General features: G+C 46.3%; 20 protein-coding genes. 18 read left to right on the top strand and 2 right to left on the bottom strand.

Going from position 1 to position 22,284, the window contains the following annotated elements:
• Positions 1 to 77: 77 nt before the first annotated feature.
• Positions 78 to 1,322 carry a DNA polymerase Y family protein gene (locus BQ9856_RS13645; RefSeq protein WP_139348701.1) on the bottom strand — a complete coding sequence of 415 codons (1,245 nt, stop codon included), beginning with the start codon at positions 1,320 to 1,322 and terminating at the stop codon, positions 78 to 80.
• A 113-nt stretch (positions 1,323 to 1,435) separates the two neighbouring features.
• Between BQ9856_RS13645 and BQ9856_RS13640 the strand changes: the two genes are divergently transcribed.
• Positions 1,436 to 2,758, top strand: a complete 1,323-nt coding sequence (locus BQ9856_RS13640; RefSeq protein ID WP_077611521.1) for a D-alanyl-D-alanine carboxypeptidase family protein — start codon at positions 1,436 to 1,438, stop codon at positions 2,756 to 2,758.
• A gap of 83 nt (positions 2,759 to 2,841) precedes the next feature.
• Positions 2,842 to 3,744 carry a tyrosine-protein phosphatase gene (locus BQ9856_RS13635; protein ID WP_159441999.1) on the top strand — a complete coding sequence of 301 codons (903 nt, stop codon included), beginning with the start codon at positions 2,842 to 2,844 and terminating at the stop codon, positions 3,742 to 3,744.
• Between the two features lie 44 nt (positions 3,745 to 3,788).
• On the opposite strand, the gene BQ9856_RS13630 is transcribed toward BQ9856_RS13635, so the two are convergent.
• Positions 3,789 to 5,699: a BglG family transcription antiterminator gene (locus BQ9856_RS13630; RefSeq protein WP_159441998.1), complete on the bottom strand. Its 1,911-nt coding sequence runs from the start codon at positions 5,697 to 5,699 to the stop codon at positions 3,789 to 3,791.
• A 181-nt stretch (positions 5,700 to 5,880) separates the two neighbouring features.
• Between BQ9856_RS13630 and BQ9856_RS13625 the strand changes: the two genes are divergently transcribed.
• The 16 genes from BQ9856_RS13625 to BQ9856_RS13545 form a co-directional block, all read left to right on the top strand.
• A complete protein-coding gene (locus BQ9856_RS13625) occupies positions 5,881 to 6,138 on the top strand; it encodes an HPr family phosphocarrier protein (RefSeq protein ID WP_077613373.1) in 258 nt (85 codons plus the stop codon).
• Between the two features lie 205 nt (positions 6,139 to 6,343).
• Positions 6,344 to 6,664, top strand: a complete 321-nt coding sequence (locus BQ9856_RS13615) for a PTS sugar transporter subunit IIB (RefSeq protein WP_235839209.1) — start codon at positions 6,344 to 6,346, stop codon at positions 6,662 to 6,664.
• 32 nt (positions 6,665 to 6,696) lie between these two features.
• Positions 6,697 to 7,950, top strand: coding sequence for a PTS sugar transporter subunit IIC (locus tag BQ9856_RS13610; RefSeq protein ID WP_077611516.1), 1,254 nt, complete (start codon positions 6,697 to 6,699; stop codon positions 7,948 to 7,950).
• Between the two features lie 92 nt (positions 7,951 to 8,042).
• On the top strand, positions 8,043 to 8,390 hold the full coding sequence (locus BQ9856_RS13605) for a PTS lactose/cellobiose transporter subunit IIA (protein WP_077611515.1): 348 nt from the start codon (positions 8,043 to 8,045) through the stop codon (positions 8,388 to 8,390).
• A 38-nt stretch (positions 8,391 to 8,428) separates the two neighbouring features.
• Positions 8,429 to 9,865 carry a glycoside hydrolase family 1 protein gene (locus tag BQ9856_RS13600; protein WP_077611514.1) on the top strand — a complete coding sequence of 479 codons (1,437 nt, stop codon included), beginning with the start codon at positions 8,429 to 8,431 and terminating at the stop codon, positions 9,863 to 9,865.
• Between the two features lie 14 nt (positions 9,866 to 9,879).
• Complete coding sequence (locus BQ9856_RS13595) at positions 9,880 to 10,737, top strand: DMT family transporter (protein ID WP_159441997.1); 858 nt, start codon at positions 9,880 to 9,882, stop codon at positions 10,735 to 10,737.
• A gap of 35 nt (positions 10,738 to 10,772) precedes the next feature.
• A complete protein-coding gene (locus BQ9856_RS13590) occupies positions 10,773 to 10,991 on the top strand; it encodes a hypothetical protein (RefSeq protein WP_077611512.1) in 219 nt (72 codons plus the stop codon).
• Positions 10,992 to 11,212: 221 nt separating this feature from the next.
• Positions 11,213 to 12,058, top strand: coding sequence for a YitT family protein (locus BQ9856_RS13585; RefSeq protein WP_077611511.1), 846 nt, complete (start codon positions 11,213 to 11,215; stop codon positions 12,056 to 12,058).
• 134 nt (positions 12,059 to 12,192) lie between these two features.
• Entirely contained in the window at positions 12,193 to 12,774 is a 582-nt protein-coding gene (locus BQ9856_RS13580) for a hypothetical protein (RefSeq protein WP_077611510.1), read from the top strand.
• A gap of 272 nt (positions 12,775 to 13,046) precedes the next feature.
• Complete coding sequence (locus BQ9856_RS13575) at positions 13,047 to 14,501, top strand: acyl-CoA carboxylase subunit beta (protein WP_077611509.1); 1,455 nt, start codon at positions 13,047 to 13,049, stop codon at positions 14,499 to 14,501.
• 17 nt (positions 14,502 to 14,518) lie between these two features.
• Positions 14,519 to 15,307: an OadG family transporter subunit gene (locus tag BQ9856_RS13570; protein WP_077611508.1), complete on the top strand. Its 789-nt coding sequence runs from the start codon at positions 14,519 to 14,521 to the stop codon at positions 15,305 to 15,307.
• A 21-nt stretch (positions 15,308 to 15,328) separates the two neighbouring features.
• A complete protein-coding gene (locus BQ9856_RS13565) occupies positions 15,329 to 15,730 on the top strand; it encodes a biotin/lipoyl-containing protein (protein WP_077611507.1) in 402 nt (133 codons plus the stop codon).
• Between the two features lie 55 nt (positions 15,731 to 15,785).
• Positions 15,786 to 16,934, top strand: a complete 1,149-nt coding sequence (locus BQ9856_RS13560; protein WP_077611506.1) for a sodium ion-translocating decarboxylase subunit beta — start codon at positions 15,786 to 15,788, stop codon at positions 16,932 to 16,934.
• Positions 16,935 to 17,006: 72 nt separating this feature from the next.
• Positions 17,007 to 18,419, top strand: coding sequence for an oxaloacetate decarboxylase subunit alpha (locus BQ9856_RS13555; RefSeq protein WP_077611505.1), 1,413 nt, complete (start codon positions 17,007 to 17,009; stop codon positions 18,417 to 18,419).
• A 226-nt stretch (positions 18,420 to 18,645) separates the two neighbouring features.
• On the top strand, positions 18,646 to 20,946 hold the full coding sequence (locus BQ9856_RS13550; RefSeq protein WP_077611504.1) for a dockerin type I domain-containing protein: 2,301 nt from the start codon (positions 18,646 to 18,648) through the stop codon (positions 20,944 to 20,946).
• 24 nt (positions 20,947 to 20,970) lie between these two features.
• Positions 20,971 to 22,284: cadherin-like beta sandwich domain-containing protein (locus BQ9856_RS13545; RefSeq protein ID WP_077611503.1), on the top strand; the 1,314-nt coding region annotated here is incomplete at its 3' end.

Here is a 22,284-nt window from a genome sequence, read left to right as displayed (position 1 = left end):
CCCCGCCCCCCGCCGCTCCCCCTGGTCCTCCTTTCCCTCAAAATAATTGAAAAAGTCCACGTAACCGCAGCCAAAAATCACCCCGGCAAATGCTTCCCTTTCCCTGCCGCATGGTCCACAATATTATCCTTTTTCAAAAAGCTGGCCCTTTTCACACTGTCGGTCCCGAATTTGCTGCGGATATGATCCACAGCCTTCTCCATTTCTTTCATTTTGCGGGACTGTTCCGATTCAAAAAGGCTTAGCTGGCTGTAGCCTTCCTCTGAAATCTTGGTGGTGCGCACGCCGATCAAGCGCAGGGGAGTACAGTCCCAGAACTCCTTCAATAATTTACAGGCATTTTCATATATAACTGTAGTGGAATCCGTAGGATTGTTTAAAGTCATCTGGTGAGACTGGGAGCGAAAATCCCAGTCCTTGATTTCCACGCAAACGCAGTCACACAGGACACGGTCTGCACGCAGCCTGGCTCCTACTGTCTCGCTTAAAGACAGAAGGACCTGACAGGCAGCATCAAATTCATCCACGTCACGGGACAGAGTGATGCTGTTCCCGTAACCTTTGTTTAAAGGTTCCCGTTCTCCAACCGGGGAGGCATCAATGCCGCAGGCATAGCCATGGATCAGGACTGCATACTTTTCACCCAGGAGAGGTTTCAAGTGATCCACATTGCAGGAAGCCAGTTCACCAATGGTACGAATCCCGATGCTCTCCAGCTTTTTCTGGGCGGAGTGGCCTACGAAAAATAACTCCCGAATGGGAAGCGGCCACATTTTCACAGGAATCTCGTCCGGAAACAGGGTATGGCATAGATCGGGTTTTTTAAAGTCCGAGGCCATCTTGGCTAAAAGCTTGTTGGGAGCTAAGCCGATGTTAACCGTAAATCCAAGCTCCTGCCGGATCCTTTCCCGTATCCGGTTCGCTGTATCCCATGGGGTGCCGAAGAGATGGATGGTAGAGGTCATATCAAGAAAAGCCTCGTCAATGCTGAATTTTTCAATATCAGGGGTATAATCGTACAAAAGTTTCATCAGCTTACGGGAGTTTTCGATGTATACGTCAAAACGGGCCGGAACAACGGTCAGGGCAGGGCATTTGCGGAGGGCCTGGACAATGGGCTCACCGGTTGTAATTCCATATTTTTTGGCAGGCGTGGATTTAGCCAGCACGATCCCATGCCTTGAGGCTGCATCTCCGCCTACAGCGGACGGGATGGAGCGTAAATCCATGGCATTGGGGTCGGCCTTCAGACGGTCTGCCGATTCCCAGCTTAAAAATGCGGAATTCACATCTATGTGAAAAATTAAAGGCTCCGGTGTCATATCCATTCCTCCTTTCTGCTTTTTATTATAACGAAAGTATGTTCGAAAAGTAAAGGGAATAATTAAAAAAAGCGCGGAATAGGATAAAATAAAGCCATACGGGAGGCTCTTTCATGAGGCATGTCATAGGAATATTGCTGGCCGTAGCAGGCTTTGTCCTGCTTTTGGAGACAGGGGCTGCTGCTGCCAGGCTGGCAAAAAAGGAGACCGTCTATGAGGAAACGACAGTAACAGAGGAGAAGGAAGAGAAAAGTACACCGGTTCAGACAAAGGATGAATTAAATCTTTATGCCCAGTCAGCAGTTTTGATGGATGCCTCTACCGGCCGCATTTTATATGGGAAAAATGAAGATTTGGCCCGACCCATGGCCAGTACCACGAAAATCATGACCTGCATCATTGCATTGGAGTATGGAAATCTTGGCGATACGGTAACTGCCAGCCAGAATGCAGCTTCCCAGCCCAAGGTCCATTTAGGAGTTTATAAGGGAGAGACATTTTTACTTAAGGATTTGCTCTATAGCCTGATGCTGGAATCCCATAACGATGCTGCCATGATGATTGCAGAGCATATAGGAGGGAGCAGGGAAGGCTTTGCCGGACTGATGAACCAGAAAGCCAGGGATTTAGGCTGCAGCAATACATATTTTATCACTCCAAACGGTCTTGACGCCAAGGAAGAAAAGGATGGACAGGTGAAGGAGCATTCCACCACGGCAGCGGACTTAGCCCGGATCATGAATTACTGCATCGGGAAGTCGCCGAAACGAAAGGAATTTTTAGAGGTTACTGGGACGGGGAGTTATTTTTTTTCCGATCTGGAAGGAAAACGGTCTTTTAACTGCAATAACCATAATGCCCTTCTGACTATGATGAGCGGAGCCTTTTCCGGAAAAACGGGATTTACGGGAGGAGCCGGGTATTCCTATGTCGGTGCGGTACAGAATGACGGAAGAATCTTTACGATTGCGCTGCTGGGCTGCGGCTGGCCGCCCCATAAATCATATAAATGGTCGGATGCAAGAAAGCTGTTCGAATACGGAATGGAACGCTATCATTACAGGGAAGTATATAAAGAAGCCGTATTGCCGGAGATATTTGTGAAGGAAGGGATCCCTTCTACCGGCCGTCTGGAAGATCCTGTAATGGTATCCTGTGCCATTGGCGGGAAAGAAGATAAGAGTTTAAAGCTCCTTTTGGCGGATGACGAAGAAGTGACGGTTCAGACAGAGATTCCCAGGGAATTAACAGCCCCGGTGCGAAAAGGGCAGGCAGTGGGTGCTGTTACATACCGTCTGAACGGGGAGATTGTGAAGACTTATCCGGTCTATTTAGACGAAGGGGTTCAGCGTCTGACTGCAGTCTGGTGTCTTAAAAATACTTTACTCCGATACTTTTCCATGCCGGGAGTTCCGGGAAGCCTCCCTTCCGTTTAGCATTTTCTTATGATATACTTGTGCTTAAAGCTGAGATAACGCTTGGGTTTGCTTTAGCGGGCTTAAGCCGGATGGAGGAAAAGATGAAGACAAATTACAGGAAAAACAGCACGCTGGGACGGATCCCATTAGAGGGTCTACCCAATACCAGGGACTTAGGGGGAATAAAAACCATGGATGGGAAACGGATTCTTCCCGGAAGGCTTATACGCAGCGGAACTCTGCACGGAGCTACCCAAAGGGATATTCAGATACTGACGGAACAGTACTGTTTGGGAACGGTGATTGATTTCCGTACGGCAACGGAACGTAAGCAGAAGCCCGATCCTCAGATACCGGGAATTGATAACATATTCAACCCGATCCTTGATGAAAAGACAGTAGGGATTACATTTGAAGATGAGGAAGAACAGGCAGAGGAAGAGAAGCAGGAGGACGCCATAAAAGGAATTCTCCTCCATGCTTCTTCCCTTGGAGGCAAGCCGGAGAATTATGTGGACAGGCTTTATGAGGATCTGGTGTTAAAAGACCATGCAGCAGTATATTATGGCCGTTTTTTTGAGCTGCTGCTGGAGGCGGATGACCGGGCTGTGCTATGGCATTGTACGGCAGGAAAGGACCGGGTCGGAATCGGAACAGCACTGCTGCTCACTGCCCTTGGCGCAGATCAGGACACAGTCATCCGTGATTTTGTAAAAACAAATGACTATGTAATGGAACGGGTGGAGAAGATGGCGGGACTTGTATTTAAGGAAACCGGGGATATAAAACTTGTAGATTGCGTGCGGGTGCTTCTGACCGTTTCTGAAGATTACCTCCGTCATGCTTTTTCTTCCATTGAAAAATCCTTTGGAACCATTGATAAATATTTAACAGAACGCATTGGCTTATCGGAAGAAAAGAAGCAGCTGCTTAGACGGAAGTTTTTAACAGAAACGTTCAGCCCCGTTTTGGCTTCACCTTGCACCCGGCCGGATCAGCCTTGATTATGGCATTCATTTCAATGGCTCGGGCGGTTTGCCGGTTTTGTTTAGTAAAAAAGCTCTTCGCTGTTATATTTAGAAATAATATGGATAAAGTCTTCGTAGTTCTGAGTGTTCTGTATGTCATGAATCATACCCCGGTTCAGCAGTGATACGGACAATGATTCAAAAATGGTGTTAAAAATATGCCGGTCACTTGCGCTGAAGCACAGCATGATAACCAGTTGAACGGAATTGTCATCCCATTCAATGGGCTCGTCATTGATGAGTATATACATGCATGACTTGTTTTCGTGCATTTTCATGGTATGAGGAATGGCAAAATTGATAAAAGCAGTGGAGGACAGGCGCTCCCTCTCTAAAATAGCATCTTCGAAATTCTCATTGGAAAAGCCGGCAGCATATAGCCTTGAACACATATAGTGTATGGTTTCTTCCTTTGACATCGGTTTTGCTAAGTGTTCGTAAAATTCCGGCAGCAGGATCTTGCGGATCTCTTTAAAGAAAAACTGCTGCTTCTTTCCAGCCTTGATCTGGGAGATCGTGCGTTCGATTATGGCTGCGTCGGCCGCAGTCATAAAAGGATTGATGATAATGCTGGGCGTTTTTTTATTGTAATTTAACGGCACGGTTGACAGAATTAAATCAGCAGCCGGGTAATTTTCAAGCTGCAGCTCGGCCGTTGTGACATCGGAAATGATGATTTCATTATGGAAGCGTTCCATAAGCTTCTGGTGGAGCTCCTGGTTTATATTATAATAAGTGGGACAGTTTAAAATAACGGTAATTCTTGATTCAAAGGCATGCTGTGTCTCAAGCGCATTTCCAATGTGCAGCGCAATGTAGGCGATCTCGTCATCAATCATGGTAATATTGGCTTTTTCCGCCAGGATGCTGCTTAAATTAACGGCAGCATCGTAAATGAGCGGACAGGATGTCTTGATCGAATTGGTAAGAGGATTTCTATTATAATTCTTTGTTCTGGTTCTCAGCAGAAGGCTTTTAATATGCAGGGCAAACCGGACCATGGATTCTGAATTCGTCAGTTCAATGCCATAATCATTTAACAATACCTGATTGATTTCTTTTATAAGGCTCATACATTCCTTGCCGATGTAATCTTCCAGATTTGTTTCATTAATGGTATCAATGGCGATGGAAGCGGCTCTTGTATAAAATAAGAGTGAAAATTCAAAAATTTCATCCGCCTGGAACGTAATATTAAAATAATCCTCTAATTTGGCCGCAAGTTTTTTTGCCATATCATACACATGAGCCGGGATGAATGGCGGAAATTCTGTTTTTATGCATTCGGCAGTCTGATTTAAATTCCGGTCTATGGCTATAATAATATGAAGCAGGATGTTAAATGCGGAGAAGTCATTTACGTAATACTGCCCTTCCAGTAAGGTCTCATTCATGGCGTCCAATACAAAATCAGCGTCTATGTTATCAAATGCATCCTGGATCACATCCATATTGAAAAATGCAGAATTTGATTCTTCAAATATAATAGAGCTTAGCATTCTCCGCCGGTTTCTTTCGCTGCCAAGTATGCAAATGGAATCACCTGATATGGAAAGCTCTAAATCATACTGTGCAAGCTGCCGCCTGGTCCGTTTTAATACCGTGCGTAAAGTGGATATACTGATAAACAGCGTATCACATAAGTCAAGGAATGAAAGCGGTTTTTTTGTCCGGAGCAAGTGGATCGCAATATAGGTGGACCGTTCTTTATTGGATTGCGGAATCGATGGGACATGATCATTCATCGCGCTGGCAGCGACCTCCGTATTGATCCGGTATCCGCTGGACGAGGAGGTAATGAGATTCGCATAGATGGCATTTAATTCGGAGACATAATTTTTAACCGTCCGCACGGAAACATTGAGTTCGGCGGCCAGTTCTGATGAAGTAACCCATTTTTTTGTCTCTAACAGAAATTTTATTAATTGCATACATTTTTCGTTCATGATTTTATTATAGTACCCCGCGTTATGATAGTCAATTTTTAGTTTACCCAGGTAAGACAAGCTTTTGCACAGGACCGGTGAAAAAATGAATTTGACGAAAGCGGATAGAACCCGCATAATTAAATTGATTGAAATCCTGCTGCCGCGTATGGAAAGGAAGATGAGAATGAGAGAATTCACATATACAATTAAAAATGCATATGGGATCCATGCAAGACCTGCCGGAATGCTTGTTAAGATGGCTTGTGAATTTGACAGCAGCATCCGGCTGGAATGCGGCGGTAAGACAGCCGATTTAAAAAGAATCATGGCAGTTATGGCGATGCAGGTAAAGTGCAGTCAGACAGTAACGGTTATTTGTGACGGTCCTGACCAGGACCTGGCAGTCTCTAAGCTGGAAGAATTCTTTAAGGAAAAACTGTAAACAGACTGAAATGGAATTGTCCGGTATTGGTGCCGGACATTTTTTCTGCCCGGAAACTGGTGTGCCTGCACGGTGCAAAAAGTTTCACCGACAGGGGGAAAAAGGCGATTTGACCATGATAGGTCCGATGGATATAATGAATTTAAAGAAACAGAAAAACTATAACACGCGGTTTTAAAAATTTTATGAATAAAAAGGAGAATGTATGATGAGCGGTTACAATGTTTTACTTGTATGTGGTTCCGGCGCAAGCAGTGGATTTATGGCTGCCAATATCAGAAAAGCGGCATCAGCCCGGGGCATTGCCATGAAGGTGAACGCCAGAAGTGAATCTGAGATTTTGAATTATGTGGAAGACATCAACTGTCTGCTGGTGGGGCCTCATCTGGCATCAAATCTGGATTCCATAAAAGAGGATATCGAGGGCTATGATATCAAATGCGCTTTGATTTCTCAGGAATGCTATGCCAGATTAAATGGAGATATGGCAGTAGATCAGATACTGGAATTATTTGGAACCAAATGATTCTTTTATAAAACACGAAAAGGAGAATAGGTATGAAAAGATTTATTAACTGGCTTGAGAACAGTTTTGCTCCGAAGCTTAATAAGGTTAATAACCTGATCTGGGTTGTAACCATCAAGGATTCCATCATGCAGATTTTGCCGTTTATTTTCCTGGGGTCCGTATTCTGCTGTCTGGCAATTATTGAGGATTATGTTAAGCTTCCTTTTTCTTTCTGGACACCATTTGGCTGGACAATGGGCAAATTATCCCTGCTGATATCGTTCTTGATTCCTTTTAACTATTGTGAAAAGAAACGTTACCGCAAGCAGAGGCTGATTGCCGGTCTTTCCGGGCTGCTGCTGTTTATGATGGTTATAACACCTGAAGTCGAAGCGTCTGCAGAAGCCGGTTTCGGTCATGCAGCCCTTGGTGCAGGCGGTATGTTCTGTGCAATTATTACAGGCATTTTTGTCGGAATCGTTATGGGGGCATTTGCTAAATTTACATTTTTCAAAGAAGATTCTGCGATTCCGGATTTTGTACGCCAATGGTTTGACGCCTTATTACCGATCGGTATTATTATCGGTGCCGGCTGGATCATTGTACTGGTATTAAAAGTTGACTTATATCAGATTATTCTTTCCATATTTATGCCTATGCAGAATTTCCTGCAGACGTGGTACGGGTTCACGTTCTTTATGTTCCTTACCTGCTTTATTTACTCCATGGGTATCTCCAGCTGGGTACTGACGCCGGTAAATGAGCCGGTAAAGCTGGCGGCCATTACGGCGAACCTTGGTATGGTAGCGGCAGGAACAGCAACTGCAGCGAACATGTATATCTTCACGGAAGGCTTAGTGTACTGCACTTACATGTGGGTAGGAGGCATCGCATGTACGCTGCCGCTTGTGTTTATGCTGATGAGATCAAAGTCAAAAGAGTTAAAAGCACTTGGCAAGGCATGTCTGGTTCCCGGCGTATTCAATATCAATGAGCCCGTTATATTCGGCTGCATTGCCTGGAATCCGTATCTGATGCTTCCAATGTGGCTGCAGGGAATCATTATTCCGCTGCTGACATGGTTTGCCTGCAAGGTAATAGCCTTTGCTCCGATTCCACGGGTACAGTTTGATTTATGGTATTGCCCATATCCGATTTCAACCTGGATTTCTACGAGATCCTTCCGGGCCGTCATTTTCCTGTTTATATCCCTGGCGGTTTCCTCATTGATCTGGTATCCGTTTTATAAGGCTTATGAAGCAAGCATCCTTAAGAAAGAATCAGGGGAATCTTCGAACGCTTAAAACTGTATGAACAAATATCCCGGCCGAAATGGCCGGGAGAAAGGAAAATAATTCGTTACCGTCAAAAAGGTAACTGGATTGGAGGAATCAATTTGGACGAGAAAATAGTAGAAAGTGCTATGAAAATCATAATGCAGGCAGGAGACGCACGTCTCTGCTGTAAAAAAGCGATTAATAGCATAGCAGCAGGAAATCCGGAAGAAGCCAGAGAGCATATGAAAGAGGCGGACACCAAAATAACAGAAGCACACCGCGTCCAGACGGATTGTATCCAGAGTGCTGTCAGAGGTGAGCAGTTTGAATATAATATTCTGCTTACCCATGCGCAGGATACACTGATGACAATTTACAGTGAGATCAATCTGGCAAAACAGATGACAAATCTTTATGAAAAGTTGGATGAGCGGATAAAGGCGCTGGAAAAAAGCAGTGAGACGTAAAATTTAAAAAATATAGATACAGGAAGGAGACGGTTTTTATGAAGAAAGCACCAAAGACATTCCCCGGTGATTTTTTATGGGGAGGAGCATTTGCAGCAAACCAGATGGAGGGCGCATGGCAGGAAGGCGGCAAAGGCCTGTGCGTTGCAGATATTAATGAATATGTAGATAACATACCGGTTGACCAGAAATATAATGAGGAGGTCACGACCGAATTTATAAAAGGAGCCCTGGAAAGCGAAGACCGGGTATTCCCAAAACGGTGGGGGATCGATTTTTACCATACCTTTAAGGAGGATCTGGCTTTATTAAAGGAGCTTGGGTTGAAAACCTACCGGACCTCCATCAATTGGGCGCGTATTTATCCAAATGGTGACGAAGCCGAGCCGAATGAGGAAGGGCTTCAGTTTTATGACCGGCTGATTGATGAAATTATCCGGAATGATATGATTCCGATGATCACCATTTCCCATTACGAAATGCCGTTAAATCTGACCCTTAAATATAAGGGCTGGTATTCCAGAGAGGTCATTGGTTTCTTTGAGAGATACTGCAGAACCGTATTTGACCGGTATGGTGACAGGGTGAAATTGTGGATCGTGGTGAACCAGATCAACTTGATCGTTCACGAGTCCTTTAATCACCTGGGAGTTGCAGAGGATGCGGTGGATAATGTCCTTGAAGCGAAATACCAGGCGGTTCATAACGAAATGGTGGCATGTACACGGGCAACAAGATATGGGCACAGTCTGAATAAGGACCTTAAAATCGGAATGATGCTTTGCGGAGGCCCAAGCTATCCGGCATCCGGTAAAGCAGAGGATGTATTGGCAGCTATGAGACACAATCAGATGGAATTCTTCTTTTCAGATGTCCTCCTGCGCGGACGGTATCCCGGCTATGCCTGGCATTTCTTTGAAGAAAGAGGGATTCAGATCGAGTTCGGTCCGGAAGATGAGGAAGATTTAAAAAATACGGCTGATTTTCTGTCATTCTCCTATTATTATACCCGGATCGTTGATAAAGAAAGCTTTGAGAAGGATAACAGCGCTTACCGGGATCCTTCCCTTCCGGCAAATCCCTGGGGCTGGACGATCGATCCCATCGGCCTGCGTTTCATGCTCAATGAATTCTATGACCGGTACCAGTGTCCGATTTATATTACAGAAAATGGCTGCGGTTACTATGATAAGCTGGAGCAGGATGGCACCATTCATGACCAATACCGGATCGAGTATTACAAAGCACACATAGAGCAGATGAAGCTTGCAATTGAAGACGGGGTTGATTTAAGAGGTTACTATGCATGGGGACCGCTTGATATCATAAGCTGTTCATCCTCTGAAATGAGCAAACGTTATGGTTTTATCTTCGTTGATCAGGATGACCGGGGGAACGGTTCTAAAAAAAGGATAAAAAAGGATAGCTTTGTATGGTTCCAGAGCGTAATAGCGAGCAACGGGGAAGAACTGTAAAGCAGAAAATATCAATGCTGTTTATTCTGGCCGCGGCCGGTCTATGGGGCTCAACTGGCATTTTTATCAGAGCCCTGACCGGTTACGGTATGACATCCATGCAGGTCATGGCAGGGAAAGCAGTGTTTGGACTTATAACGGTCATCTTATTCCTTTTGACAAAGGACCGGAGTCTTTTCCGCATTCAGATCAGGGATTTGGGATGGTTTGCGTTAAATGGTATCATAAGTGTTTTTTTCTATACGGTGTGTTATATAAAAACGATTCAGCTTTCCGGTATGGCAATTGCAGCAGTCCTGCTATATACGTCCCCTATTTTCGTTGTATTTCTGTCAATCCTGGTTTTTAAAGAAAAACTGACAATAATTAAGTGCGTTTCACTTGGACTCGCTTTTATTGGCTGTGTATTGGTATCCGGGATAGGGGGCGGACGTTCTTCCCTCAGCAGCATTTCGCTGGTTCTGGGATTATGTTCCGGATTTGGTTATGCTTTATATAGCATTTTTACCAGAATCCTGGTAAAAAAGTATCATTCTCTTACGATTGTTTTATACAGCTCTCTGTTTACTGCCTTGGCAGCCGTCTGTGCCATTGATGTTCCTGGAATTTTTGCGGTTTATAAGGAATTTCCCCAGGCAGCGGCCGTTCATATGCTTGTAGGTATCTGCACCAATGCGGTTCCAAATATTCTATATACATGTGCGCTTATGCATATAGAAGCCAGCAGGGCTTCCATGCTCGCCTCCGTTGAACTGGTAGTTGCAGCACTGTTGGGATTTCTGGTGTTACATGAATCGCTGTCAGCGGCTGCGGTTACAGGGATCGTTTTTATGATTATGATGATTATTCTGTTAAGTAAATGTGAAAAATAATTATCGGACCGGATCATTAGAATGGAGGGCTGTAAATGAGTGAGATTAAAAAAAGACCGGAAAATCCGGACACGGATATGGAAGAGCGGAAACGGGGGAAAAGCTGGAAAAAAGATGTATTCCTAGGAATCGCCCTTATTGTGATCGGATTGCCTATGCTGGCTGTTAAATTTGGCATATTGTTTATGGTTCTTGGAATTTTCTTCGCTGTCAGCGGGATTTGTGAAAAAATCAGCAGAAATAAAGAGGTCTGATGCTATTTGCATGGAGGAAATAAGTGGAAGGCTCCGATGGAGCCCGGGTACCTGGCCCTTACTCATGAGGGGCCAGGAGATTTGAGAGTGCCGCAGGCACTCTTTTATATTGTTTGGGCAAAGTTACAAGGTCAGGAACAGAAGAAAATAAATTGTGTAAAATCATAACACATGGTATAGTAAAATTGCTTGTTGATTGCAGGAAAGGAAGTTACAAAAGTATGAATATGAAAAAGATAGCAACAGTAATTGCCGGCAATACCATTTATGCTCTGGCCGTATCCCTGTTTATTCTGCCTGGAGGCCTGATTACAGGCGGGACTACGGGACTTGCACTGGTAGCACATTATCAGCTTGGCATTCCGGTAGCCGTTTTTGTGGGGGCCTTTAATATTCTGATGTTTGCGGCAGGGGCTCTGGTTTTGGGGAAAGCATTTGCTTTTACCACCATGATCAGTACTTTTTATTATCCGTTTATATTGGGGGTATTTGAAAATCTGTTTGGCCAGGCGGCAATGACCGGAGACCGGATGTTATCCACCGTATTTTCCGGACTTTTAATCGGTGCGGGAATCGGCATGGTGATACGGGCCGGCGCTTCCACCGGCGGCATGGATATCCCGCCCCTGATCTTAAATAAGAAATGGAATCTGTCTGTCTCCATGACCATGTCAATATTTGACTGTCTGATCCTTCTGTCACAGATGATATTCTCAAATAAGGAGCAGATCCTTTATGGGATTCTTCTGGTGCTTTTATATACCATGGTTCTTGATAAGGTGCTTTTAATCGGGCGCAACCAGATGCAGGTGAAAATCATAAGTGAAAAATACGAAGAGATCAGTCAGGCTATACAGGCTAAAATGGACCGGGGTACGACACTGCTTGCCAGTGAGGGAGGACATTTGAGAAAGGCCTCTTATACCGTCCTTACGGTAATATCAGGAAGACAGCTTTCCCGGCTTAACGAGCTGGTTATGGGAATCGACTCCAATGCTTTTATGATCATCAACCAGGTGAATGAGGTGCGTGGAAGGGGATTTACCCTTCATAAGGAATATAAATAATCTATGAAGAAAAGTACAGATTCTTACAGAAAAATGACTAAGGTTTACGGTTTTTGAAACTCTATTGACTTATAATCTTGACCGGTGCTATACTGTGGCCGAAGCAGTAAATGGACGCAGGGAGGAACCAGGAAATGTTCAGGAAGAAAATCAGTTACATTTGTTTTGCCGTTGCGGCTGCAGTGCTTTTTGCGGCGGGCTGCGGCAGAAAGGAAGCTGCAGATTCAGGCGGTACCCCTTCGGAAGTGACGGAATCAGAGACTGCGGCCATCAGGATGGAAAAAGCCATAACAGAGGGAAGTACAGAAGAAGAGACGGCTGGGTCAGAAGAGGATATGGGTCAGGCAGGGCCGGGAACAGAGTCTATGGACAGCAGTGAAAGCGCAGGGCCGGGAAAAAAGGTGGAGGCTTTTGCTGAAAGGATCCAGGAAGCGGTGGCAGACCGGGATATGGAAGCATTTGCGGATCTGTTGCTTTATCCATGTGTTTTCGTTACCGGAGACCAGGAAACGATCATTCTGAAACAGCGGGATGATTTAATGAAGCAGAACCCGGATATGGTCTTTGGTGATGATTTGATGATAGCGGTGGCCAATGTGGATACGGTTACTCTGAAAATGACGGAGGAAGGCGTGATTCTGGGAGAAGGAGCATCAAACATTACCTTTAAAGAGAAATCAGACGGAAGCATTGGGATCACGGAAATCAGGGAATAAGCCTGTACAAAATTCCTAAATAAAACTTCCAAAATTATACAATACGCCGGAAGTCGGAATGAATTGTGATAAAATGCTAACATATAATAAGGGCAAGAGATGATGGATTGTGAGAAATCCATAGTTTCTTGTTCTTTTTTTGCCAAAAAGAGCTTGAAATTTGTCAAAATTAATTATACAATTATAATCGGCAGAAATTGGTGTTATTATATAGTCCTTTTGTTAATTACTTAACAGGACTATGCAAATATTACAAAATGGAGGATTGCAAAATGAGTAATTCAACACAGACATCAGCAAGTAACAGAATCCATGCTTTGCTTGATGAGAACAGTTTTGTTGAAGTTGGCGGCTATATTACCGCGAGGAGCACGGACTTCAACATGACAGCAAGGGAAACTCCTGCTGACGGTGTTGTTACCGGCTACGGTACCATCGAAGGATGCCTTGTTTATGTGTACAGTCAGGACGCATCGGTTATGGGCGGTTCCGTAGGAGAGATGCACGCAAAAAAAATCACAAATCTTTATACTATGGCAATGAAGACGGGAGCACCTGTGATCGGCCTGGTTGATTGTGCCGGTTTAAGGCTTCAGGAGGCAACTGATGCTTTAAATGGTTTTGGTGAAATTTACAGAAGCCAGACTCTGGCCTCCGGTGTCATTCCTCAGATAACAGCAATATTCGGAACCTGCGGCGGCGGCATGGCTGTTTCCGCAGCAATGGCAGATTTCACATTCATGGAAAGCAAGAGCGGGAAATTGTTTGTTAATTCACCCAATGCCATTCAGGAGAATTATACTGAAAAATGCAATACCGCTTCCGCGGATTTCCAGAGCAGGGAAACCGGCATGGCAGATTTTACAGGAGAAGAAGAGGATATCTTAAATAAGATCCGGACTCTCGTTTCCATTCTTCCTGCCAACAGTGAAGATGACATGTCTTATGGTGAGTGCGATGACGACTTAAACCGTGTATGTTCCGATCTGGCAAATTACGTTGGGGACACGGCGGTCGCATTCACTCAGATTTCTGATAATCAGTTTTTTCTGGAGACCAGGAAGGAATATGCATCCTCTATGGTAACCGGTTTTATCCGTTTAAATGGTACAACCGTAGGCTGTGTTGCGAACAGAACGGAATCCTATGATGAAAGCGGCATCAGGACGGCGGAGTACGACGCTCTTTTAAGCGAGCAGGGCTGTGAAAAGGCTGCGGAATTCGTTCATTTCTGTGATGCATTCAGCATTCCGGTACTCACACTTGTGAATGTAAAAGGATATCTGGCGACCAAATGCTCCGAGAAAAAGATTGCCAGGACGGCGGCAAAGCTCACCTATGCATTTGCCAACGCAACCATCCCGAAGGTAACGGTTGTCATCGGAGAAGCATTTGGAACCGCTTATCTGACCATGAACAGCAAGTCCATCGGCGCGGATGTGGTTTATGCATGGCCCACAGCTTCCATCGGCATGATGGAGCCGGCCGAAGCGGCTAAGATCATGTATGCAGATGAGATTGCAAAAGCGGAGGATGGGAAAGCCCTTATCAGTGATAAGGCGGAGAGCTACAGGCTTCTCCAGTCCAGTGCGCTTTCTGCAGCTAAGAGAGGATATGTTGATGATATCATCGATGCCAGTGAGACAAGGGCACGCGTTATTGCTGCGTTTGAGATGTTATTCACAAAGAGAGAGGATCGTCCGGCAAAAAAACATGGCACGATTTAGAATGAGGTGACAGGTATATGAAACTGAATATGAAACGAGTAGCATTGGGACTTACTATGGCAGTCTGCCTCTTTTCATTGTCTGCGTGCAGCAAAGCCGATACCGCATCCGAAGAAATCGATATGAACGTCCAGTCACAGATGGAACAGCTTCCCGGTTCATTCCTGGAGCTGTATACCGGTCTTCAGGACAACCAGGTTGCTGAGTTTAAGAAAAACATGCAGCTGCAGGAGCAGTATGCTGCGCTTGCGGAGGGCGTGGATTCCTGGGAAAATGTAAAGGATGATCTGGGTGCCTTCGTATCACTTAATGATGCGGTCCGTGTCGAGGCGGTTGACCACGGTTACAGTGCAACGGTCAATGCAGTATTTGAAAAGAGAAATATGGAATTTTCCATTACAACGGATTCCAAACTTACAAAGATAACCGGTGTGGCTTTCGTACCGGAATATACGTTAGGCGAAAAAATGGAAAAGGCTGCGCTCAATACCCTGATGGGTATGGGTACCGTATTTATCGTACTGATTTTCATCAGTCTTCTCATCAGCTGCTTCAAATTTATCAATGCATATGAGGCAAGATTGAAGGAAAGGGATAAGTCAGCGGCCCCGGCCCCTGAATCTGCTCCGGCTCCCGCTCCCGTGGTATCTTTACCCGCTGCAGAAGAGGCAGAGGAGCTTGCAGATGATCTGGAACTGGTAGCGGTCATTACAGCTGCGATTGCAGCATCCACAGGAAGTTCACCAAGCGGCCTGGTTGTCCGTTCGATCAAACGTGCACCGGCCGGTAAATGGAAAAAAGCTTAATCAATCAGGAGGATTATCATCATGAAAAATTATACAATTACAGTTAATGGTAATGTTTATGACGTAACCGTAGAAGAAGGAACATCTGTAAGTACAACGGCAGCAGCTCCAAAAGCAGCAGCCCCAACAGCGGCTCCGAAAGCAGCAGCCCCGGCTGCAGCTCCGAAAGCAGCGGCTCCGGCGAAGGCATCTTCTGCAGGTGCAGAAGGCTCTGAAAAAGTAGCGGCTCCAATGCCGGGCAAGATCCTCGGTGTTAAAGCAAGTGCCGGGCAGGCCGTTAAGAAAGGCGATGTGCTGATCGTACTCGAAGCCATGAAGATGGAGAATGAAATCGTAGCACCTTCCGATGGAACCGTTGCCAGCATTGATGTAGCAGTAGGTGATTCAGTTGAAGCAGGCACAACATTAGCTACATTAAACTAATACGGAAAGATCCGCTGAAAGTCAAATAGCGCGGATTCCATATGGAGGGATTAACATGGATTATATAGGTAATACATTTACAAATCTTCTTCAGCAGACCGCATTCTGTAACCTGACAGTAGGAAATATGGTCATGATCCTTGTAGCATTCGTATTTTTATACCTGGCTATCGTTAAAGGGTTTGAACCCCTGCTTCTGGTGCCGATTTCATTCGGTATGCTGTTGGTCAATATCTATCCGGATATTATGAAGGAGATAGGACCGGACGGGTCCGGCGGCGGTCTGCTGCAGTATTTCTTTAAACTGGATGAATGGGGCATCCTGCCTCCACTGATTTTTATGGGGGTTGGAGCCATGACAGATTTTGGCCCTCTGATAGCCAATCCCAAGAGCTTCCTTCTGGGAGCGGCAGCTCAGTTCGGTATTTACACGGCTTATTTCCTTGCAATTTTCATGGGATTTAATGACAAGGCGGCGGCAGCCATCTCCATCATCGGCGGTGCAGATGGACCGACTTCCATTTTCCTTGCGGGTAAGCTTGGTATGACTTCCCTGATGGGACCCATTGCCGTTGCCGCTTATTCCTATATGGCATTGGTACCGATCATCCAGCCCCCTATCATGAAGCTTCTGACTACGGAAAAAGAGAGAAAGATCAAGATGGAGCAGCTTCGTCCGGTGTCAAAGCTGGAGAGAATTTTATTTCCGATCATCGTAACAACCGTTGTATGTCTTATTCTTCCGACTACAGCTCCATTGGTTGGTATGCTGATGTTAGGCAACTTATTTAAGGAATCCGGTGTTGTGAAGCAGCTGACAGATACTGCCAGCAATGCCCTGATGTATATCGTGGTCATCCTGCTCGGTACTTCCGTAGGTGCGACAACAAGTGCAGAAGCGTTCCTGAATATGAGTACCATCAAGATCGTTATTTTGGGTCTGGTTGCGTTCTCGATCGGAACAGCAGCAGGTGTATTGTTTGGTAAGCTGATGTGCAAGGTTACAGGCGGCAAGGTGAATCCGCTCATCGGATCCGCCGGTGTATCGGCAGTTCCCATGTCGGCGCGCGTGTCCCAGAAGGTTGGCTCCGAAGCAGATCCTACCAACTTCCTGCTGATGCATGCCATGGGGCCAAACGTAGCAGGTGTTATCGGAACTGCGGTTGCAGCCGGTACATTCATGGCTATATTCGGAGTAAGGTAATTTTACCGCAGGAAGGCTTATGAAAGCCTTTCCGGTATTCAAGTGAATTAACAATAACCAGGAGGTAAGACAATGGCAGAAATAGAGAAAAAGCCGGTTAAGATTGTAGAGACGGTCCTTCGTGACGCTCATCAGTCTTTGCTTGCTACAAGAATGACAACCGAACAGATGCTCCCGATCGTGGAAAAGATGGACCAGGTTGGTTATTATGCAGTAGAGTGCTGGGGCGGTGCGACATTTGACGCATGCCTTCGTTTCCTGAAAGAAGATCCCTGGATGAGACTGAGAAAGCTAAGGGATGGCTTTAAGAATACAAAGCTGCAGATGCTGTTCCGCGGACAGAATATCTTAGGTTACAATCATTATGCAGATGATGTGGTAGAGTACTTTGTTCAGAAATCTCTGGCTAATGGTATTGATATCATCCGTATCTTTGACTGTTTAAATGATATCCGCAACCTGCAGACTGCGGTAACTGCATGTAATAAGGAAAAGGGACATGCACAGGTAGCCTTAAGCTATACTTTGGGCGATGCCTACACTCTGGATTACTGGAAGGACATTGCCAAGAGGATCGAGGATATGGGCGCTGATTCGATCTGTATCAAAGACATGGCAGGGCTCTTAACACCGTACAAAGCGGATGAACTGGTGCGCGCGTTAAAGGAATCCACAAAGCTTCCGATTGACTTACACACCCACTATACTTCCGGCGTTGCTTCCATGACCTATTTAAAGGCAGTTGAAGCCGGATGCGATATCATTGATACCGCAATGTCCCCCCTTGCACTTGGAACCAGCCAGCCGGCTACGGAAGTCATGGTTGAAACCTTCCGGGGTACGGCCTATGATACAGGCTACGATCAGAACCTGCTGGCAGAAATCTGTGCATACTTCCAGCCCATCCGCGAGGAAGCATTAAAGAGCGGACGTCTGAATCCAAAGGTATTGGGCGTAGACATCAAGACCCTTCAGTATCAGGTACCTGGCGGTATGCTTTCCAACCTGGTGAGCCAGTTGAAGGAAGCCGGTAAGGAAGACAAGTATATGGATGTTCTGCAGGAGGTCCCAAGAGTACGGAAAGATTTTGGGGAACCGCCGCTTGTTACCCCGTCTTCCCAGATCGTCGGCACCCAGGCTGTTTTAAATGTTATCAGCGGGGAACGTTATAAAATGGTGACGAAAGAGACTAAGAAGATGTTCATGGGCGAATTCGGACAGACGGTTAAACCATTTAATGCAGAAGTCCAGAAGAAGATCATCGGTGACGAGACACCGATCACCTGCCGCCCGGCAGATTTGATTCCTCCGCAGCTTCCTCAGTTTGAGAAGGAATGCGCGCAGTGGAAACAGCAGGATGAGGATGTGCTGTCCTACGCCCTGTTTCCGGCGGTTGCCAAGGAATTCTTCGAGTACCGGGCCGCACAGCAGACCGGTGTGGATTCTTCCGTGGCAGATAAAGAAAATAAGGTTTATCCGGTATAGCCGGATGGACTCCTGGCCTCCCAGATATGGGAGGCCTTTTTTCAGCCATTTTATAAGGAAATCCTGATGCAAAACTTTAAAGATTTTCTTACAAATAATTCCATTTGTCTGAACTTTAGATGATTCGGTTGACACATGGTATGATTTGTCATTATAATAAATAAATGTATGATTTACATATAATTGGAAAATTTTAAAATACAAGAGGGCATATTGGGAGAGACAGATGAAAAAGTGTAAAAAAGCTCGTAAGATGGCCGTAATTCTGGCCAGTGTCCTGGTGATGGATTCTTATATGGGAACCGTTTCACCATACATAAATGCGTATGCTTATACGGAACGGTCGGCTACGGTGAATGCTACCACGCTGAATGTGCGGAGCGGGCCGGGTACGACCTATTCTATCGTGACAAAATTGGCGAGCGGAGCCTCCGTCACAGTCATCGATGAAAAAAATGCGTCGGATGGAGCGCTGTGGTATCAGATCCGGTTTGCAGGATCCGGGGGTCAGACGGTTACCGGCTATGTTTCCAAAAGCTATCTTAAGTTTCCGGCGGCCTATACCAATGACGCGGATTTTGAATCCCAGCTTACGGCAGAAGGATTTCCGGAAAGCTATAAGATACGGCTTCGTGAACTGCATGCTCAATACCCGAAGTGGGTATTCCGGGCCCAGAAAACCAATCTGGACTGGAGTACGGCTGTTAAGGAAGAAAGCCAGGTGGGGAAGACTCTGGTGCATACGAACAGCATGTCATCCTGGAAGTCCACGGCGGATGGTGCTTATAACTGGGATACCAGTACCTGGGTGGGATATGACGGAAGCTCCTGGGTCACCGCCTCGGAAGATATTGTAAAATATTATATGGATCCCAGAAACTTTCTGGATGAAACGAATGTGTTTCAGTTCCTGGCCCATACCTATGACAGCAGCAGGCATACCATGGAAGGCCTGCAGACCATGGTAAAGGGAACCTTTCTGTCCGGCCAGTCTGCAGGCGGAGGTACATCCTCCGGAAGTACAGACAGCCAGACCGGAGGAGCCTCAAACACAGGACCCGGAGCCTCCGCAGGGCCGGGGGCGGCCATAAGCCCTTCCACCGGGGCATCGGAGAGTTCTGATTCCGGAAATGTCAGCCTGGAAGCACCTCAGGCCTCCATCACCCCGAACAATCCTCAGATCCTTATGGAATATGGACCGGGAGCCAGCCTTACGGGTCCTTCATCCTCTGACACAACGGGGACGGCTACAGGAAGCAGCTCTTATGTGAACATGATCATGAATGCAGCCACCCAGTCCGGAGTGAACCCCTATGTTCTGGCGGCTATGATCATTCAGGAACAGGGATCCTCCGGAACAGGGAAAAGTATATCAGGGACAGAATCCGGTTATGAAGGTTATTATAATTTCTTTAATATTGAAGCATACCAGTCCGGCAGTATGACTGCCGTACAGAGAGGCTTATGGTGGGCATCCCAGTCCGGTAATTATGAAAGACCGTGGAATTCTCCTGAAAAATCAATTTTGGGCGGTGCTTTATATTACGGTAATAACTACGTAAAAGTTGGGCAGGATACATTTTATCTGAAGAAATATAATGTACAGGGATCAAATTTATATAAACACCAGTATATGACCAATGTACAGGGAGCTGCATCCGAGGGTGCTGTCTATGCAAAGGCCTATAACAGTGACATGAAGCAGACAGCTCTTGAATTTAAAATTCCGGTCTACAATAGCATGCCGGATAATGCCTGCAGCCAGCCGACCGGCGACGGAAGCCCGAACAATAAGCTGTCAGGCCTGAGTGTGGAGGGATTTGTCATGACTCCGACCTTTAGCCGCGATACGCTGGAATACAACCTGATTGTGGATCCGTCGGTATCGAATGTTACCGTGAATGCATCTGCTCTAAGTTCCGCTTCATCCGTTAAAGGAACCGGAAGCATTGCACTTCAGAACGGAAATAATGACATAAAGATTGCAGTTACTGCACAAAATGGTAATGTGAGAGAATATGTTCTTCATGTGGTGCGCCAGAATAACGGACCGACATACTCTTCGTCCGTGGGGACAGGAACCAGTACCGGTTCTTCCGGCAGTACCTCTTCCGGACCTGGAAGCAGCGGCGGTCCCGGAGTAACCAAGCCATCCGCAGGAGATGATGCAGGAACACCGGGAGGGAGCAATGTGACCATAGCACCGGATGGCTCCGCCGGCATGTCCGTACAGACTTCTACCGGAGTCATGCAGCAGGGACCGGGAACCACCATTCAGGTAACCGAAGTACTCCCCGGTACCACGCAGGCAGCCGGGAATCCATCCGCCCAGTCATCCTCCCATGCAAACGGAGATATCAATGGGGACGGAAAAGTTAACAGCCTGGATGCTCTGAAACTGCAGCGTTATATTCTTGGACTGGAAACCCTGTCGGCAAACGGTCAGAAAGCGGCTGATCTAAACGGAGACGGCAAGGTGAATTCCCAGGATATTCTGCTTCTGCAGAAGAAAATCCTTGGACTTTAATGTTCTACACAAATAGGAGACGATATGATTAGGAAACTGAAAAAACTGATAGCCGGTTTGATGCTGGCCGGTGTGATCGCGGCCGCCGGCCCCATTGGGCAGATGGACTCCTGGGCCGCAGACGCAAAGATAGCATTTTCCGATCCGTCGGTCATGGTGGGGAATGAAGTAACAGTAACCATGAAGGTGACCAGCGGCAGTGCGCTGGGAACTGCGGAAATCATGCTGGCCTATGATCCGAACCTGCTGGAGTTTGTCAGCGGGACCAATGCCAATGGCGGTGCAGGGGCCATTAAGGGTTTGGGGACCATGGACTCTGCCGATCAAAAAGAATTTCATTTTACGCTGAAGTTTAAGGCTTTGCAGGCGGGGAACTCCAAGATCAGCGTGACTTCCCAGGAGATCTATGATATAGATTCCCAGGCACTCACTCTCAGCAAGCAGGGAAGTTCAACGGTTAAGGTCACTTCGCCTGCCACATACTCAAAGGATGCAACCCTGAAATCGCTGAAGATATCGCCCGGGACTTTAACACCTGAGTTTTCTGCGGCTGTTGACAGCTATACCGCAGAGGTTGACGGGAATACAACGGATCTTGTGGTAAATGCAGTAGCCTCCAACGCCGGAGCCCATGTAACGCTGCAGGGGGAAAAGGGTCTGAAAGCCGGAGAAAACCAGGTGGTCGTCAAGGTAACGGCGGAGGACGGGCAGACGGTTAAGAATTATACCGTTCGGGTTACAAAAGCAGAAGGGGGAGATTCCGTTCCTGCCACAGAAGGTACCGGAGAGACGGCGGAAGCTGAATTCGGGGCTGCCACTGTGACCATAAACGGGATCGAATACAGCGTAGCAGCCTCTTTTGATGAGTCATCCCTTCCGGAAGGCTTTGAGGCTCAGAACTACCAGTATAAAGGCAATGAAGTCATGGCCGGCAAGGGATTGGAAAAAGATATTCTTCTGCTTTACTTAAAGGATGCCGGAGGAAACGGCGGTTTCTATATATATAATGAAGGTGCGGATTCGTGGTCTCAGTTCGTTCAGGTTGAGACCACGGCCAAAGCCATTATTATTGTTCCGTTAGATGGAGATGCAGTCATACCGGAAGGCTTCAGCGAACGCCAGGTTGACATCGATGGCGTGCAGGTGACCGGCTGGGTTGTAAAATCAGAAGGTGAGCCGCAATATTGCCTCTTCTATGCCATGAACTGGAATGGAGAAAAGAATTTCTACCGCTATGATCTTTCTGAAAAGACCGTACAGAGATACTTTGTTTCCGGGGTCTCCGATGATAAATACGTGGAAATGGTGAAGACATACAATGAACTCACCAGGGATTAC

Origin of the sequence: Clostridium sp. Marseille-P2415 (assembly GCF_900155545.1) — a bacterium.
Classification (GTDB): domain Bacteria; phylum Bacillota; class Clostridia; order Lachnospirales; family Lachnospiraceae; genus Lacrimispora.
This window is presented reverse-complemented; position numbering and strand designations above follow the sequence as displayed.